16 protein-coding genes and 1 pseudogene are annotated in these 15026 nt (G+C 70.6%); 7 read left to right on the forward strand and 10 right to left on the reverse strand.

The features are described 5' to 3' along the window. Positions 1–31: 31 nt before the first annotated feature. From KBY32_RS11280 to KBY32_RS11300, 5 genes and pseudogenes are all read right to left on the reverse strand, one after another. Positions 32–1549: an MFS transporter gene (locus KBY32_RS11280; protein ID WP_210979815.1), complete on the reverse strand. Its 1518-nt coding sequence runs from the start codon at positions 1547–1549 to the stop codon at positions 32–34. A gap of 103 nt (positions 1550–1652) precedes the next feature. Further along, positions 1653–2182 (reverse strand): annotated as a pseudogene (locus tag KBY32_RS11285) (DUF488 domain-containing protein). Between the two features lie 142 nt (positions 2183–2324). Beyond that, on the reverse strand, positions 2325–2843 hold the full coding sequence (locus KBY32_RS11290; protein WP_210979816.1) for a hypothetical protein: 519 nt from the start codon (positions 2841–2843) through the stop codon (positions 2325–2327). A gap of 119 nt (positions 2844–2962) precedes the next feature. Next, positions 2963–3367 carry a peptidase inhibitor family I36 protein gene (locus tag KBY32_RS11295; RefSeq protein WP_247689318.1) on the reverse strand — a complete coding sequence of 135 codons (405 nt, stop codon included), beginning with the start codon at positions 3365–3367 and terminating at the stop codon, positions 2963–2965. Then, complete coding sequence (locus KBY32_RS11300) at positions 3364–3741, reverse strand: peptidase inhibitor family I36 protein (RefSeq protein WP_055620355.1); 378 nt, start codon at positions 3739–3741, stop codon at positions 3364–3366. Before KBY32_RS11300 ends, KBY32_RS11295 begins: the two co-directional genes overlap by 4 nt. A 427-nt stretch (positions 3742–4168) precedes the next feature. Between KBY32_RS11300 and KBY32_RS11305 the strand changes: the two genes are divergently transcribed. Then, complete coding sequence (locus tag KBY32_RS11305) at positions 4169–5059, forward strand: winged helix-turn-helix domain-containing protein (RefSeq protein WP_247689319.1); 891 nt, start codon at positions 4169–4171, stop codon at positions 5057–5059. Positions 5060–5071: 12 nt separating this feature from the next. Here the strand turns inward: KBY32_RS11305 and KBY32_RS11310 are convergent, their stop codons facing one another. Then, entirely contained in the window at positions 5072–5899 is an 828-nt protein-coding gene (locus KBY32_RS11310) for an alpha/beta fold hydrolase (RefSeq protein WP_210979818.1), read from the reverse strand. A 43-nt stretch (positions 5900–5942) separates the two neighbouring features. On the opposite strand from KBY32_RS11310, the gene KBY32_RS11315 reads away from it, so the two are divergent. After that, complete coding sequence (locus KBY32_RS11315) at positions 5943–6125, forward strand: hypothetical protein (protein WP_210979819.1); 183 nt, start codon at positions 5943–5945, stop codon at positions 6123–6125. Positions 6126–6189: 64 nt separating this feature from the next. Continuing rightward, on the forward strand, positions 6190–6855 hold the full coding sequence (locus KBY32_RS11320) for an HAD family hydrolase (protein WP_210979820.1): 666 nt from the start codon (positions 6190–6192) through the stop codon (positions 6853–6855). Positions 6856–7025: 170 nt separating this feature from the next. Here KBY32_RS11320 and KBY32_RS11325 read toward each other — a convergent pair whose 3' ends face one another. Continuing rightward, positions 7026–9392, reverse strand: coding sequence for a M4 family metallopeptidase (locus KBY32_RS11325; protein WP_308293696.1), 2367 nt, complete (start codon positions 9390–9392; stop codon positions 7026–7028). A gap of 440 nt (positions 9393–9832) precedes the next feature. Here KBY32_RS11325 and KBY32_RS11330 point away from each other — a divergent pair, with 440 nt between their 5' ends. Further along, positions 9833–10579, forward strand: coding sequence for a phosphotransferase family protein (locus tag KBY32_RS11330; RefSeq protein ID WP_210979822.1), 747 nt, complete (start codon positions 9833–9835; stop codon positions 10577–10579). Between the two features lie 41 nt (positions 10580–10620). On the opposite strand, the gene KBY32_RS11335 is transcribed toward KBY32_RS11330, so the two are convergent. Together KBY32_RS11335 and KBY32_RS11340 are read right to left on the reverse strand one after the other, a co-directional pair. Beyond that, positions 10621–11190 (reverse strand): SMI1/KNR4 family protein, encoded by a 570-nt coding sequence (locus KBY32_RS11335; protein WP_210979823.1) that lies wholly within the window; start codon positions 11188–11190, stop codon positions 10621–10623. Between the two features lie 148 nt (positions 11191–11338). Then, positions 11339–11956, reverse strand: a complete 618-nt coding sequence (locus tag KBY32_RS11340; protein WP_210979824.1) for an ABATE domain-containing protein — start codon at positions 11954–11956, stop codon at positions 11339–11341. A 167-nt stretch (positions 11957–12123) separates the two neighbouring features. Here KBY32_RS11340 and KBY32_RS11345 point away from each other — a divergent pair, with 167 nt between their 5' ends. Further along, the gene (locus KBY32_RS11345; RefSeq protein WP_210979825.1) at positions 12124–12867 is read left to right on the forward strand and encodes a metallophosphoesterase; all 744 of its coding nucleotides are present in this window, start codon (positions 12124–12126) and stop codon (positions 12865–12867) included. A gap of 28 nt (positions 12868–12895) precedes the next feature. After that, a complete protein-coding gene (locus KBY32_RS11350) occupies positions 12896–13207 on the forward strand; it encodes a hypothetical protein (RefSeq protein ID WP_210979826.1) in 312 nt (103 codons plus the stop codon). Between the two features lie 42 nt (positions 13208–13249). On the opposite strand, the gene KBY32_RS11355 is transcribed toward KBY32_RS11350, so the two are convergent. Continuing rightward, positions 13250–14200: a DUF389 domain-containing protein gene (locus KBY32_RS11355; RefSeq protein ID WP_247689320.1), complete on the reverse strand. Its 951-nt coding sequence runs from the start codon at positions 14198–14200 to the stop codon at positions 13250–13252. Positions 14201–14399: 199 nt separating this feature from the next. Here KBY32_RS11355 and KBY32_RS11360 point away from each other — a divergent pair, with 199 nt between their 5' ends. Beyond that, positions 14400–14972, forward strand: a complete 573-nt coding sequence (locus tag KBY32_RS11360; RefSeq protein ID WP_210979828.1) for a YciI family protein — start codon at positions 14400–14402, stop codon at positions 14970–14972. The last annotated feature ends 54 nt before the right edge of the window (positions 14973–15026 follow it).

Below are 15026 nucleotides of genomic sequence, written 5' to 3' on the forward strand. Positions count from 1 at the left end.
GCCCCGCTACCGGCTCACAGGGTCGGGACGGTCAGTACAGCCGGGAGTGCACCGGGCTGTTCGCGACCTCCTCCGGGCACTTCCGGTGCGCCGCCCGCGCACGCCGGTCGCGCACCCAGTCGTACATGGCCAGGGCGAGCGAGGCCAGCATGCCGACGATGCCGGTGCCGAGGGCCACGACCAGCGCGTTCTGGTAGTCGCCGCCGTTGCCGAGCACCAGGTAGAAGAGGCCGGGCAGGGCGGCCGTACCCACCGCCGCACCGAGCCGCTGCCCGGTCTGCAGCGCGCCCCCGGCCGCTCCGGCCATGTGCACCGGCACGTCCCGCAGGGTCATCGTGATGTTCGGCGACACCACGAAACCCCCGGCGATACCGCCGAGGAACAGCACGGGGGCGGCGATCCAGGGAGCGATGTCGAGGGGCGCGAACCGCAGCAGTAGCGCGGCTCCGCCGAGACCGCAGATCACCCCAGCCAGCCCGCACACGGTCAGCAGCCGCCCGAACCGGTCCACCAGTCGCCCCGCGATCACGGCGGCCCCCGCCGAACCGAGCGCGAACGGGGTCACGGCCAGCCCGGACTCCAACGGCGAGAAGTGCCGGCCGTCCTGGTAGAAGAGGGCGAAGACCAGCCAGACCCCGCTGAAGCCGATGAAGTACAGCGTGCCGACACCGGCGCCCACGGCGTAGCCGCGCACGGTGGTGAACAGCCGTGGGTCGAGCAGCGGCCGGGTCTCATGGGCAACGAGGTGGTACTGCCAGCGGACGAAGGCCACGAGGATCACGGCGCCGACGAGGAACAGCCACCACAGCCGGCCCAGCCCGCCCGCCTCCGCCTGGACCAGCGGATACATGACGGCCAGGACGCCGAGCCCCAGGAGCAGCACCCCCGGCACGTCCACATGCCCCCGCCCGGAGCGCCGGGTGCGCGGCAGCAGCCGGCGCCCGAGCAGGACGGCGAGGACGCCGATGGGGACGTTGACGTAGAAGATCCACCGCCACCCCTGCGGGCCGTCGGCGAGCGCGAGGATCATGCCGCCGATGAGCGGGCCTGACGCCGAGGAGATGCCGACGGTCGCCCCGAAGTACCCGAAGGCGCGCCCGCGTTCGGCGCCCCGGAACATCTGCTGGATCAGCGCGGAGTTCTGCGGCGCCATGAAACCGGCCGCCAGACCCTGGGCGAGACGGGCCACGACCAGCAGCGTGATGTTCGGAGCGGCGCCACAGGCCGCGCTGCAGAGGACGAAGCCGCACAACGCCATCAGGAAGATACGGCGCCGGTCCAGGGCGTCGCCGAGCCGCCCGGCGGTGACGAGGGCGAGCGCGAACGTGAGCGTGTACCCCGACACCACCCACTGCACCTGAGCGGGGGAGGCGTGCAGATCGCGCTGCACGGTGGGCAGGGCCACCGCCACGATCGTGACGTCCAGCAGGCTCATGAACCCCGCCACCAGGGTGACCCACAGCGCCCGCCACCGCCGTGGATCGGGCTCGTACGCGTCCGTACCGCCACCTGGGTCCCGGTCGCCCGCCGCTGACGCCGACGCTGTCACATGGAGTCCTCTCGCACCGCCCGGCCGAACAGGTTCCCCGGTTCCCCGCCCGCATGGCGCGCACACCCGGCCGCCCGCAAATGGGCCACGTGTGTCTCGGGGGTCAGCGGGGCGGGGGATAGACCAGCGTGCCGTCAACGACCTGGGCGTGGGGACTCAGGACGGCCGGGGTGACCGTCGTGGCCGACATGATGTGCAGGACCTCCACACCGGCGACCAGCAGCGCGTCCGTGATCAGCCGCCGATGACAGCGCCACGGCACCGCCTCGCTGCACATGATCGCGGGCCGCTCGTGCGCGGCCAGCTCCAGCAGCTCGCCGAGCCCCTGGGCGAACGTCTCCGTGGCCATGTGGTCGGGGCGTAGTCACGGAAGGCCTTGACCCGCCACGCGCCATTGGGGCTCGGCACCCCGGCCGGCGTGTGCCGACGGCCACCCAGCTCACGGATCCACCGGTAACCGATGTCGGACGGCAGCGCCTCGACGACGGCCGCCTGGTTCCACTGCGGATGCTTCCTGGACGACGGGAACGACCGGACGTCGACCAGACAGGTGACGCCGTTGCCGCGCAGCATGCCGACCACCTCGTCGAACGCGCGGGTCGAGTGCCCGATCGTAAGGACGCGGTCCGTCATCGCGCTCGCCCTCCGCCGACGGTAAGGCCCCCGCCTCGGTGCAGGGTGCCCTCCTGTCGTGACGGTACTCACCGAACGAGCGGTGTGCTGAGAACGGGCAATGATCTTGAAGGTCGAGCGGCGCCACCTGCACGGGAAACCGTCAGTGACCGACCCAGGCCGCCCGCGGCTCGACCACGCACCGGGCGATGTGGTCCACGACCCCGGCAGTGGTGACGCGCACCCGGTAGGTCCCGGTCTTCCCGGCGGCCGCCCACACCGGATCGCGGGTCTTCACCATCTCGAAGCCGCTCGCATCCAGAAAACCGATCTTCACGGCGAAGGAGCCGTCGCGCGTGTTCGGATTGCTGACCTTCACGGTGGCGCGCGGGTCCTGAGGGCTCGCGCAGCTCACGAGTACGGCCGTCGCGTCTTTGAGGGGCCGGGTGTCCTCAGGGGAGGGGGACGCCGAGGGCGTGGAACTGGGGGAGGCCTGGGCGGGACGCGCGCTGGCGCCGCTGCTCGCGCTCGGCTTCTTCGTGCCGCCATCCGAGGCAGTGCTCGACGCACTGCCGGCGTCGTCGTGGTCCCCGGAGGCACAACCCGACGACAAGCCGATCAGGCTCACCACGACCGCCACCGCCAGCACTACGGATCTGAGCCCGCGCCCCTGCATGTACATGGCGTCACCCTACTCACGCACACCCTGCGCGCTTTTCACGGGTGGCACGCCACGAGCACGCCGCCGGCCAGTGGGACCTCGCACCGGCCGGCGGCGTGTGTCATGCGGGCGTCAGGGGCTCAGCACTCACCCCGCCACACGACCCGCGTGATCCTCAGCCCCGCCTCGGCGTTCGCCTTGTAGCGGCCCGGCCCCGGGTTGTAGTGGAAGCAGTCCGTCGACGGCTGCCCGTTGAGATACGACGTCACGTCGACGTGGTCGGCGCCCGGATAGGCGACCCCGTTGTTGAAGATGGAGCCGACGGCCAGGTTCCCCGACCAGTTGCCCGCCACCCTGAGGAGCAGCCGGCCCGACTGGTCGGCGCCGCTGTAGGCGCAGAAGTACCCTTTGCCGCAGCCCGGCGGATTCGCTTCCGCGGACGCCGTGGGAGCCACGGCGAGTACCCCGGCGAAGGCGGTCGCCACGGCCCCGGCGCCCAGCGCGGTGAGTCGCTTTCCGGTCAGCATCGCGCGCACCCCATTCATGCGCACTCCCCGCGCCATACGACCTTCACGACACGGGTGCCCGCAACCGCGTTCGCCTTGTAGGCGCCCGGACCGGGGTTGTAGTGCAGACAGGCGGTTTCGGTTCCGCCGTCCACGGTGTACGTCACGTCGACGTGGTCGGCGCCCGGGAAACGCACCCCGTTGTTGAACGCGGAGCGGAAGGCGACGCTGCCACTCCAGTTTCCCTTGGTTTTCAGGACGAGCCGGCCGGTCTGGTTCTCTCCGCTGTAGGCGCAGAAGTATTCCTTCCCACAGCCGGGCGGATCGGCCTCCGCCGCCGCACCGGGCGCGTTGACCAGCACGGTGGCGAAAGCGGCAGCCGCAACTGCCCCGATGGCAGCACGTGTGCGCATGTGTTCTTCCCCCTTGAACGACAGTGCGGTGCGACAAGCCCGGTCGAGTGCTACAGGCTCGACCGCGTGCGACAAGCATGGTCGCGAACGACAAGCTTGGTCGCGAACAACGAGCTTGGTCGCGTACGCCATTCAGGCTGCCCTTCGCCGTCCGCCGCCGCCAGATGTTTCGGCGCCAGCCGAAAAAGGCTGCTGATATGCCTGAACGGGGGTGCGCGCCGGGCCGGTTGGCGCGAAAGGTGATATCGCGGGCACCGTCGCCACGGGACCATTGGTCCTGTCCCGCGCTGATTTCTTCAGTTGAACACGAGACTGACTGCGATGGAATTCCGTGCTCCGAGTACATTTCACGCGAGAAGATCTGCTCCGTACCCGAGTCGCCGACAGCCCCGACCCTTTGTGGGAACTCGTACTCAGCGTAAACCTTTTGGCAACGCGTCAGGGACGAGCCGTATTCGACATATGGCGGACCGACGCCCGCGCCGCACTGAGCCGGCTGCCCCGTCACCACCTCCACCTCGTCAGGGCGCTCGCCCCGCCCCGAGGCAGCTTCCCCGATTTCCTCAACCCGCCGGAGGCCTCCCTCGGACTGGACGAAGGCGTCGAGGCGGTGCTCTCGACGCCGCGCCGACGGCTCGGCGCGGAGATGAACGTCCTCACCAGGGCACCGAGGTGGCTGCGCCCGCTGGCGGAGGGCGAGCCGGTCGCACTGGAACACCTCGGGGAGGCACTGCGGGGCTACTTCCACACGGCCCTGGCCCCGCACTGGTCCGCGATCCGAGCCCAGGTCGAGGCCGATCGGGCCGTACGCGCCCGGGAGATACTGCGCGGCGGCGCCGACGCACTCCTCTCCACCCTGGGACCGTCGATCCGCTGGCGGCCGCCGGTGCTGGAGACGGCGTACCCCTACGACCGCGATCTGCGGCTGGACGGCCGAGGGCTGCTCCTGGTGCCGTCCGTGTTCTGCTGGCAGACGCCGATCACCCTGACCGACCCGGAGCTGCCGCCCGTACTGGTCTATCCGGTGGTGCGCTCGTACCGCTGGTGGCTGCCCCGGCGGACGGACACGGAGCCCCGCACGCTCGCGAGGCTGCTCGGCCAGGGCAGGGCCGTCGTCCTGCGGGCCCTGGAGGACGGATGCACGACCAGCGAGGTGGCCCGCAGGGTGGGCGTGACCCCTTCGACGGCCAGCGAACACGTCGGCATCCTGCGGGAGGCCGGACTGGCCGCCTCCGTCCGCGACCGCAACACCGTGCTGCACGTCCTCACCCCACTGGGCGCCAGCCTCCTGACGGCGAACGGGTGCGGCCGGGAGTGAGGGGCTGTGCGCCTACTCGAGGCCGTCGAGACTGTCGAGGAAGCCGACGAGTGCGGTGAGCAGGACGCCGGGCTTTTCGAGGTGCAGATCGTGGCCGGTACCGGGGATGCTCATGGCGGTGGTCGTGGGCCGCTGCCCGCGCAGCATGTCGTCGACCTCCCGCGCCGGGACGAAGCTGGACTGGCCCAGGACGACCAGGGTCGGGCAGGCGACCTGCTCCCACTCGGACCGGAAGGAGCGCTGTGCGTTCTCGGCCAGCGAGCGGACCATGACGTCCCGGTCGAAGCGCGGCCAGAACCCGTCGTCGCGTTCCTCCAGCCCGGCCGCCCAGCCCGCGCCGAACGGCCCGCCACCGAGGAACGCGGCCGCCGCCTCGCGCGAGGGGAACGGGGTCGGCCAGGAGCCGAGCCACGTGCCGATGTCCGCAGGAGTGTCCGGGTTCGGATCACCGGGCCCGGCCTCGACGAGCACGAGCCCGCGCACCAGCCCGGGATGTGCGGCGGCGACGAGCATGGCCGTATGCCCGCCCAACGACTGGCCGACCAGGACGGGCCGCCGCAGCGCCAGGTGATCGGCGACGGCGACGACGTCGGCGACATACGCGGCGCGGGAGACGTCGCGCGGGTGCCGTTCACTGGCGCCGTGCCCGCGCTGATCGACCGCGACCACCCGGTACCGGGGGCTCAGGCGCTGTGCCGGCACGTCCCACTCACCGGCGTGCCCGGCCAGCCCGTGCAGCAACAGGACGGGCCGACCCGACCCGCCCCAGTCCCGGCAGACCAGCCGTACGCCGTCCCGTACGACGGTGCGCTCGGACCATGGGTTCCTCACCGGCCTCATGGGTACTCCCGGAACCATCACACGTCCCCGACACCGGAGAGTCATGACAGGCACGACGGAGAACGAACAGCCCAACCGCTTCTGCAAGGCATGCGGCACACCCGCCGGGGACGGCGAGCTGTGCACGCACTGCGGCGCGGTCCTGGACCTGCCCGACGAGGCGGGACTGGTCGAGGACCAGGGCGTCGCGGTCCGCCGGGACCTCGGCGACGGTTCGCACGGCTAGAGGCCGGTCTGGCGGTGTGGACAGGCGCCTGTGTGAGCGGTGCGTCGATGGGTAGCCGGTGCGCGTGAGCACATCCCGCATCGCCGTCCTCGATGTCGACGGCACGTTGATCGACTCCAACTACCACCACGCGCTCGCCTGGTACAGGGCGCTGCGCTCGGTGGGCGAGACCTGGCCGGTGTGGCGGCTGCACCGCCTGATCGGCATGGGTGGCGACCAGCTCGTCACGGCCCTGGGAGGCGAGGATCTGGAGCGCCGCGTGGGCGACCGGGTCCGCGAGCAGCAGGGCAAGGAGGTCGACGGGCTGATCGAGGAGATGGCGCCGCTGCCGGGCGCCCGTGATCTGCTCCTGGCCATCAAGGAACGCGGTCACCGGCTGGTGCTGGCCAGCTCCGGCAAGGAACGGCACGTGGACGCGTTCCTGGACATGCTGGACGCCCGCGACATCGCCGACGACTGGACCAGCAGCGCCGACGTCGAGGCGTCCAAGCCGGCGCCGGACCTCCTGCACGTGGGCCTGCAGAAGCTGGGCGCGCCGCCCGACGCGCCGAGCGTGATGATCGGCGACTCGGTGTGGGACGTCGAGGCGGCGAAGCGGGCCGGGATGCCGGCGCTCGTCGTCCGCAGCGGCGGCTTCGGCGACGACGAACTGCGCAAGGCGGGCGCCGCTGCCCTGTACGACACGCCCGCCGACCTCGCGAAGGCACTGGACGACACGCCGCTGGCCTGAGCCCTGGCTCAGTTCCCCCAGTCCTTCCCGGCATCGCACTGCCAGCCGGAGAAACCGCCCTCGCGCGGATTCTCGACGTCACGGTCGAAGTGGGGCAGCTGTCACGGCTCGGGGTCCAGAGTGGGCTCCGAGCCGTGACAGCGTTGTCATCTCAGGTCGTCGTCAGGCCGTCAGAACGTCAGGCTCCAGCGGTCGACATAGCCCGGGTCGACGGTGAAGATGCCGGGCGTGTTGTCGGTGACCCGTAGCCTCCAGGTGCCGTTCGCGGGGACCGCCGAGGCGTCGACCGTGTACGTGGCGTGGAGTTCGGACTCCCCGTTGTTCCAGTACCAGGGCTTCACCGGGATCTCGGTACCGTCCTCGCTGACCAGGGTGGCGATTTGGCCGCCCACCCACGGGTGGACGAGGTCGATGGTGACCTTGAGGTCGCTCGGCGCGTGCCCCTTGCGGCCGGTCACGACGAGGGGTGACTCGACCGTGCCCCACTGCGGGATGTCGTAGCGGGCCGGGTTGACGAAGAAGCGTCCGCCGGAGGCGAGCACCGGCCAGTCGAAGCGCACGGTCTGCCTGGCCCCACGCTGGGCCGTGTTCTCGACCGTCACGGCGGCCTTGAAGGTGCCGGCCTTCTTCGGCGTGCCGGTGATCAGACCGCTGCGGGAGTCGATGGACAGGCCCTTGGGCAGCCCGTGCGCGGAGTAGGTGAGCCGTCCAGGGCTGGAACCGGTCGCCACGATCTGACGACTCGTGGGCTGGCCCACGGCGGCCGGGCGCGTGGACGGGGCGGTGACGGCGATGTGGTGGACGTAGCGGGCACCCACGTTGACCGCGGCCCACGCGTTCCCGACGGCCTCGTACGTGGCGCTGCCCTGCCCGAACAGGTCGGCCGCCGCCTGCAGGGTGGCGGTGCGCGCCCCGGCGTAGTCCGTGCTGCTGGTCATGTAGGTGGTCAGCGCCCGATACCAGATGGCGGTCGCGTTGCGCAGACCGATCGGCGCGACCGGGAGGCCGTCGTAGGTGGGGCTGTCGTACGAGACGCCGTTCAGCGTCTTCTTCCCGCTGCCCTCGGACAGGAGGTAGAAGAAGTGGTTGGCGGGACCGGAGCTGTGGTGGACGTCCTCCTTGCGCAGGTCGGGCGTCCAGTAGTCCAGGGAGGTGCCCTTGTCGGGGTGGGCGTCCTTGGAGGGCTGGTCCATGTAGCGCAGCGGTGTGCCGGTGCCGCGCACGTCGGCGAGCTCGCCGAGGGTGTAGTCGGGTGTGTCGGCGGGGTTGTCCGCGAAGAACTCCACGGCCGTGGCCATGATGTCGCTGGTCGCCTCGTTGAGGCCGCCGGACTCCCCGGTGTAGGTGAGGTTGGCGGTGGCGAAGGTGACGCCGTGCGTCATCTCGTGGGCGGCGATGTCGAGTTCGGTGAGCGGGTGGGCGTTGTCCCGGCCGTCACCGTAGGTCATGCAGAAGCAGAGGTCGTCCCAGTAGGCGTTGGCGAGGTTGTCGCCGGCGTGGACACGGGACCGCGCTCCGGCACCGTCGTCCGCGATGCCGTTGCGGCCGAACCACTCCCGGTAGAAGTCCCAGGTCATCCGCTGCCCGTAGGCGGCGTCCACGGCGGCCGTCTTCCGGTCGGCCGTGGTGCCGTCGCCCCAGTCGTCGTCCTCGTCGGTGACGAGGACACCGGAGCCGCCGACGCCGGTGAGGTCGTACGTCTTGTGGCTGCCGCGGTCCGGGTCGGTCAACTCGAAGACGTCACCGCTCTTCTGGGTGCCGATGTCCACCTGGCCGCTGTACTGGCTGTGGCCCGTACCCGTGGCGATCTGCTCGACGCTCTGGAGACGGTTCCCCGTCGCGGCGTCCGTGACGACGCTCAGGCGGCTCGGGGTGCCGTCGGGCTGGGTGCCGGTGACGAAGGACTGCCAGGCGAGGACGGGGCCGCCGTCGCCCATGAAGACCACAAGACGTGGGGCGTCGGCCGCCGCCGGGGCCTTGGTGCGGGCGTCCTCGGCCGCGCCGAGAGCACTGCGCCGTGCCTCGGCCGCGCTGATGGCGGGCTTTGTGCCGGGCACCTTCACCCGTGCGTTCGTCGCCTTGCTGACCGTACGGCCGTCCGCCTTCTCGTGCACCATCAAGTCCCCGCCGAGGACGGGGAGTCCGGCGTACGTGCGCTCGTAGCGGGTGTGCACCGTGCCGTCGGCGTCCTTGATGACATCCCTGGGGACCAGGGCCTCCTGGTCACCGAGGCCGAGCGCCTCGGCGGTGTCGGAGCGTGCGTCGGCGGCCACCTTGAGCAGTCGTTCCCGCTGCCCGGAGGAGAGGGTGACGGGGCGTGCCCCGGCCTTGGCGTCCGCCACGATGCGCTGGGGAGCCTCCTGTTCAGCGGGGAAGGCGGCGGCGACGCCGGCCGGCAGCACCGGGGCCAGGGTCGCGGTGAGCGCCAGGGCGGCGGCCACGGCGAGCCCGCGTGGTCGGCGGAGCCCTCGGGGCTCACGCCAGGGCGTGGGTCTGGGCGATATCGGGACGCCGTCGACGGCGTGGTGATTCGTCACTCGTGAACTCCTTGTTGCCCGGCCACAGACAGGGCCGGCAGGCGATGACAGGGGAATGGCAGGGAACGACAGGGAATGGCAAAGGAACGGCTCGAAAGCCTCTGGAAGTTGACGGCGCATGACGCTCTCGCGCCGTCGTGGATCGTTTCAGTACGCCTGTCGGCTGTCACTATCCCGGAGATCAATGTCCGAAAGCCGGTCAACGGTCTCCTGGTCAGGCGTCGGAGGGCGGGCGCGGCAACGAGCGGATTTACCTGGAGGTCACACTGGTTTGACCATTCAAGGAGGTGATATCCAGCCATGGCGGTGGTGTTGCACCGGTGCCCGGTTCGGGTCAATCCGCGTGGCTTGCGGAGCTTGCGTCCTGCCTTCCCTGTTGCTTCGTCGCAGGTGACAAAACCCGGCGACGCCGACGATCATCGTCGGGATACTGGTCGCCCATGGACGAGGTGGAAGTCGTCGTGGCCCATTCCGAACGGGCGACCCTGCGCGTAGGCGACGTGTTCCTGAAGGTGGACGCCGACCCGGCGCGCCTGGACGTGGAAGTCGAGGCGATGTCCCTCGCGCCGGTCCCGACGCCCGAAGTCCTGTGGCGCAAGCCGGTCGTACTCGCCACGGCAGCCGTCCGCGGGACGACGCTCGGACGCCTCGGCGGACCCTCGACCGCGTCACCGGCAGCGTGGGCCGCCGCGGGCGCCGCCATCCGGACGCTCCACGACGCTCCGCTGCCACCTCGGCCGGGCCGCGCGGGACGGAGTATCGCCGCCCTGTCGGCGGAACTCGACGCCGAGTGCGAAGCGCTCGTCGCGAACGGCTTCCTGCCGGCGGACCTCGTCGCACGCAACCGCGAGGTCGCCGAGGCCGCGCTGCGCCCGTGGACGCCCGCCTTCACGCACGGCGACCTGCAGATCGCGCACGTCTTCGTGGAGGACGACCAGGTCGTGGGCATCATCGACTGGTCCGAGACGGGGCAGGGCGACGCGCTGTACGACCTCGCCACGTTCACCCTCGGACACGAGGAGCACCTCGACGACGTCCTCGCCGGCTACGGCACCGATGTCGATCGCGACGTGATCCGGGCGTGGTGGTCGGTGCGCAGCCTGCTGGCGGTGCGGTGGCTGATCGAGCACGGCTTCGACGCCGCAGCGCCGGGCTGCGAGATCGACGTACTGAGATCCCGGATGTGAGGGGCCGTCGGTCTACTGAACCGGCCGGGGGCACCGTCGCGTCACGACCACACGAGTCGCCCTTGGGTCACCTCACAGACCGGGTGGTCGCCGGCCGCGATCCGCGTCAGCAGCTCTGCCACGGAGTCGAAGTAGTGAGCCAGTGAGGCGTACTCGCCCGTGATCGTGCTCTCGCCCACGAACCAACTGCCTACACGTCCGTCACGCACATCGACGAACTTCCCCGTCCAGCCGTCCTGATCCGACTGGAAGGGGATCCACTCATTGCGCCAGAAGGGATGGTCCGGCACATCCGGCGGGTCGAACCCTTCCGACCTCCAGCGGTTCGCGTACAGCCTTTCCATGGCCCGGATGCCCAGAAAGAACCGTCCCTCGTCCGGGAACCCGGCGAAGCCACAACACTGCACTTCGTCGTCGGCGTCCTCCTCAGGAAGATCCAGGTTGTTCCGCAGCAGCCACGCCCGCAGGTCCGGGTGGAGCTGGACTCCCATCCGCTCCTCCGCGGCCGCCAGCATCTCCTCCGTCGCGGGGCCGGGCAGCTCGGCGTGATCGGTTGGGGCGTGCTCCCGGAGGAGATCCATCACGCGGGACCAACTTTCCACCACGCCCATTCCGCACAGCCCCCTCTGCAACGTCGTTGTCGGGCGCCGTCGTTGCGAAGCGCATGAACAGTAAGCGTCACTACGGAGCGCCGACGGGAAACCCGACGGGCAGGGTACTCCGCGCTGGTCTCCTGCCCCCACCCACAGCCACCCGGCGTCAGGAGGCGGCGGGACCGCCGTCGCTGGCCTGGCGCTGTCGCTGGAGGTGGCGCGCGGCGCGGGCGCGGTTGCCGCAGGACGGCTTGCACCACTCCTGCCGGCCATGGGACTTGACGAAGTACCGCACACAGCGTGGCGCGGAGCAGGCTCGCAGACGGTTGCGATGCGGACCGCTCAGGAAGTCGACGGCGGCACGGGCCAGCGCCGCCAGAAGCCGGACCGTCGGATCCCCCTCCGCCGACACCAGACGGACCGCGGGGGCACCGTCCGACGGCCAGTCCAACTGCGGGACGACCGACTCACGCGCCGCAACGGAGTTGAGGTACGCCAGCGCCTCCTCGACCGGCATCAGTCGGCGCGCGTCCGCCGGACTGGGCGGCGCGGGACTGACCGCCCGAGCGAAGAGGGCCCGAACCGCCTGCCGCAGGGCGACAATCTCGCTCCTCAGGGCCTCGTCCACGGACAACTCCCGAATGCGCACCTGACCGGAGAGCGATTCCGCTTGCGCCTCGACCCAACGAGTCACCCCTTCAACCGACGCGAGGTCGTCGGCGACACCACCGTCCCCGTCGTGCCGGATCGTGCTCGCCAGTTCCAGCGCCAGCCAGCGCTCCATCCGCGTCTCCCTCCCTCTCAGTGCCGACCACTTGATCGCGTCGTCCGGCACAGCCTAAGGTCTCTAACGGAAAAAGTGAGAACTTCCGTTAGGAGTCGAGGTGGGGTGACGGTACCCCGGCCTCGGCCTGTACGGCGGCGGGGAGCCGCCGGGGGAGGGGACCGAGCATGGCTGTACTGCTCGCTCAGATCAGTGACCTGCACCTGGACGGCAGTGAGAGGGCCACCGAACGCGCAGGCCGCGTCATGGACTACCTGAGGAACCTGCCGCACCCGGTGGACGCGCTCCTGGTCACCGGGGACATCGCCGACCACGGCACGGAAGCCGAGTACATGGAAGCCGCAGGGCTGCTGACGGCCCCCTTCCCGGTGCTCACCTGCCCCGGCAACCACGACGTCCGCCCGGCCTACCGCAAGGCCCTCCTCGGAGAGGCGCCCGACGAGAGTCCGATCAACCGGATCCACCACATCGCCGGGACCGCCATCCTGATGTGCGACTCCACCATCCCGGGCCGCGACGAGGGCCGTCTCGACACCGAGACGCTCGACTGGATCGCCGCCCGCCTCACCGAACTGCCGCAGGACACCCCGGCGCTCATCGCCTTCCACCAACCGCCCGTCGATCTGCACCACCCGCTGCCCGACTCCTGCAGGCTCGAACAGCCCGAGGAACTCGCGGCCCTACTCGCGGCACACCCGCAGGTCGTCGCCGTCCTCACCGGACACGCCCACACGGCGGCCGCGTCGACCTTCGCGGACCGACCACTGATCGTCGGCCCGGGCGTCACTTGGACCCTGCGGATGCCCTGGGAGGGCGACCGCCCAGCCGACCGCGACCAGCCGCCCGGCCTGGCGTTCCACATCCTCGGCGACGACCGGCGCCTGACCACCCACTACCGCGTCGTGCTCTGACGACGATTGCACGCTGTCGCAGGAAGCCGTGATCGAGTGGGAGTGCCTGCTGGCCGACGGTCATTTCGACGCACTCGTCGACGCCGGCGAACCACGATTCGTGGCCGGCCAGGAGGAGGACGGGTGCGTCGTCTTCGCCCTCTCACCCCGCCTGTCCGCCACGCTCGCCGAAGCCGAGCAGCCTGAGCTGGAGCGGGCTGCTATGGCGTGGTCCCGTCGGCGGAAGGAGGACGGCGAGATCATCGACGGGGAGGTCGCGAAGTCCATCCTGAGCGGCCTGGCCGCGCTCGCCGGCACCGCGCGAAGCCGGGGCGAAGGCGTCTACTGCTGGGTGGCATAGGACAGTCGCCGAAGACTCAAATGAGGACCTGGGTCGGGTTGTTCACCCACCGACCTTCCCGGCGTCGATGCGCTGCCCACGTGTCTCGTCGACCACGATGGGAATGCCTTGCGGGATCCGTCCGTCGAGTTCCTCGAGGAGGGACTGCACCGGGGGCAGTCGGCCGGGCGCGCGGACATGGATGTGCAGGGTCCGGGAGTTCGCGTCGACGCTGGTGACGGAGGCGCCCGGCTCGTCGGCGAGCCACTCCTGCGCGGCATCCTTGGCCCGGCCGGTCCAGGCGTTGAGCAGCAGTGTGGCCACGGTGTTGGCCGCCAGGGGGAGGAAGACGACGGCGAAGAGCAGGGCCATGGCGGCGGACGTCCTGCCCGTGGGCCGCCCGGCCGCCTTGTCCGCGTCCCCGGCGTACCCGAGCGCGGCGAAGACCACCATGCCGGCGAAGACGAGGGCGAAGAGGTTCGACACGAACAGGGCCAGTGCGCCCAGCGCCAGCCATCCCGACAGTTTCCCCAGGCAGACCCCTACGACCACCAGGGGCGGGACGAGGGAGATGGCGATCGCGACGCCGGGCAGGACGGAGGCGACGTCCCGGCGGGCCAGCGCGACCGCACCGGCCAGACCGGTGGCGAGGGCGGCCACCAGGTCCATCAGGTCGGGCGAGGTCCGCGACGCGATCTGACTGTTCGACAGCAGGTCGTAGTCGCTGGGGAGGACCAGCGACATGAGCATCCCGAGCGCGACGACGAGGAGGCCTGCCAGGAAGACGACGGTGGCCGAGCCGGTGCGACGGCGCAGCACCGACCCGAGGGCGATGCCCATGATCGGGGTGGACAGCGGAGCGATGATCATGGCGCCGATCACGGTCGCCGTGGAGTCCGTGAGGACCCCGCCGCCCGCGATGATCGCCGCGAGCGTGAGCATCGTCCAGAACGCCGACCGCTTGGACGTGGTGTCGCCCGAGGCGAGGACCAGATCCTGGGTCAGTTCGTCCAACGTCCGGCGCTGCGACGCCGGCAGAACACGGTCTCGAACCTGCCTGATCATGGCTCCAAACAACCACGACCGGCCCGGTAGCCACGGCTAGGACACGACCACGCGATGTCCGTCACCCAGCCGCATCCCCATGGCCGGCTGTCACCACGCACCCGTATCTCACTCGACCCGGCCACCCCTCGGAAGAGATATTCCAGGCATGGAGTTCTTCTGCTACCACCGAGACCGGCCCGCCTCCCTGTCCCTGCGCCTCGACCTGGCGGAGGAGCACTGGTCCTACATGGACCAGTACGCGAAGGAGATGATCGCCCGGGGTCCGACGTTCGCCGACGACGGCGAGACACCCACCGGCAGCGTGCACATCCTCGACCTCCCCGATCCCGCCGCCGCCCGCGCCTTCGCCTTCAACGAGCCGAACTACCAGGCCGGCGCCTACCGGGACGTGCTGCTCCGCCGCTGGCGCAACCTGCTCGGGCGCACCATGTGGGACTACCCCGGCACCCCCGGCGATGTCCCCGGAGGGCGGACCGGCGGCAACCGGTACCTGGTCATAGGCTTCGGCGCGGGGGAGCCCGCCGACCTCACCGTGCCGCCGAACCGGGACGTGCTCATCGCCTACGGCCCACTCCTCTCCGACGACGGCACCGCCTGGCTCGGCACCGCCGCCCTCCTCCAGGCCCCGGACCCGGACACGGCACGCGCTGTCCTGACCTCCGACCGCTATGCCGACATCGAGGTCCACAACTGGGACTTCGGCGGCCGCCCGTCGTAGCCGATCTTGCCCGAACAGCCCTCAATGGCAACGAAGTTGATATACCCGCATCTT

It is taken from the genome of Streptomyces sp. RK62, assembly GCF_018070255.1.
Taxonomy (GTDB): Bacteria; Actinomycetota; Actinomycetes; order Streptomycetales; family Streptomycetaceae; genus Streptomyces; species Streptomyces nigra.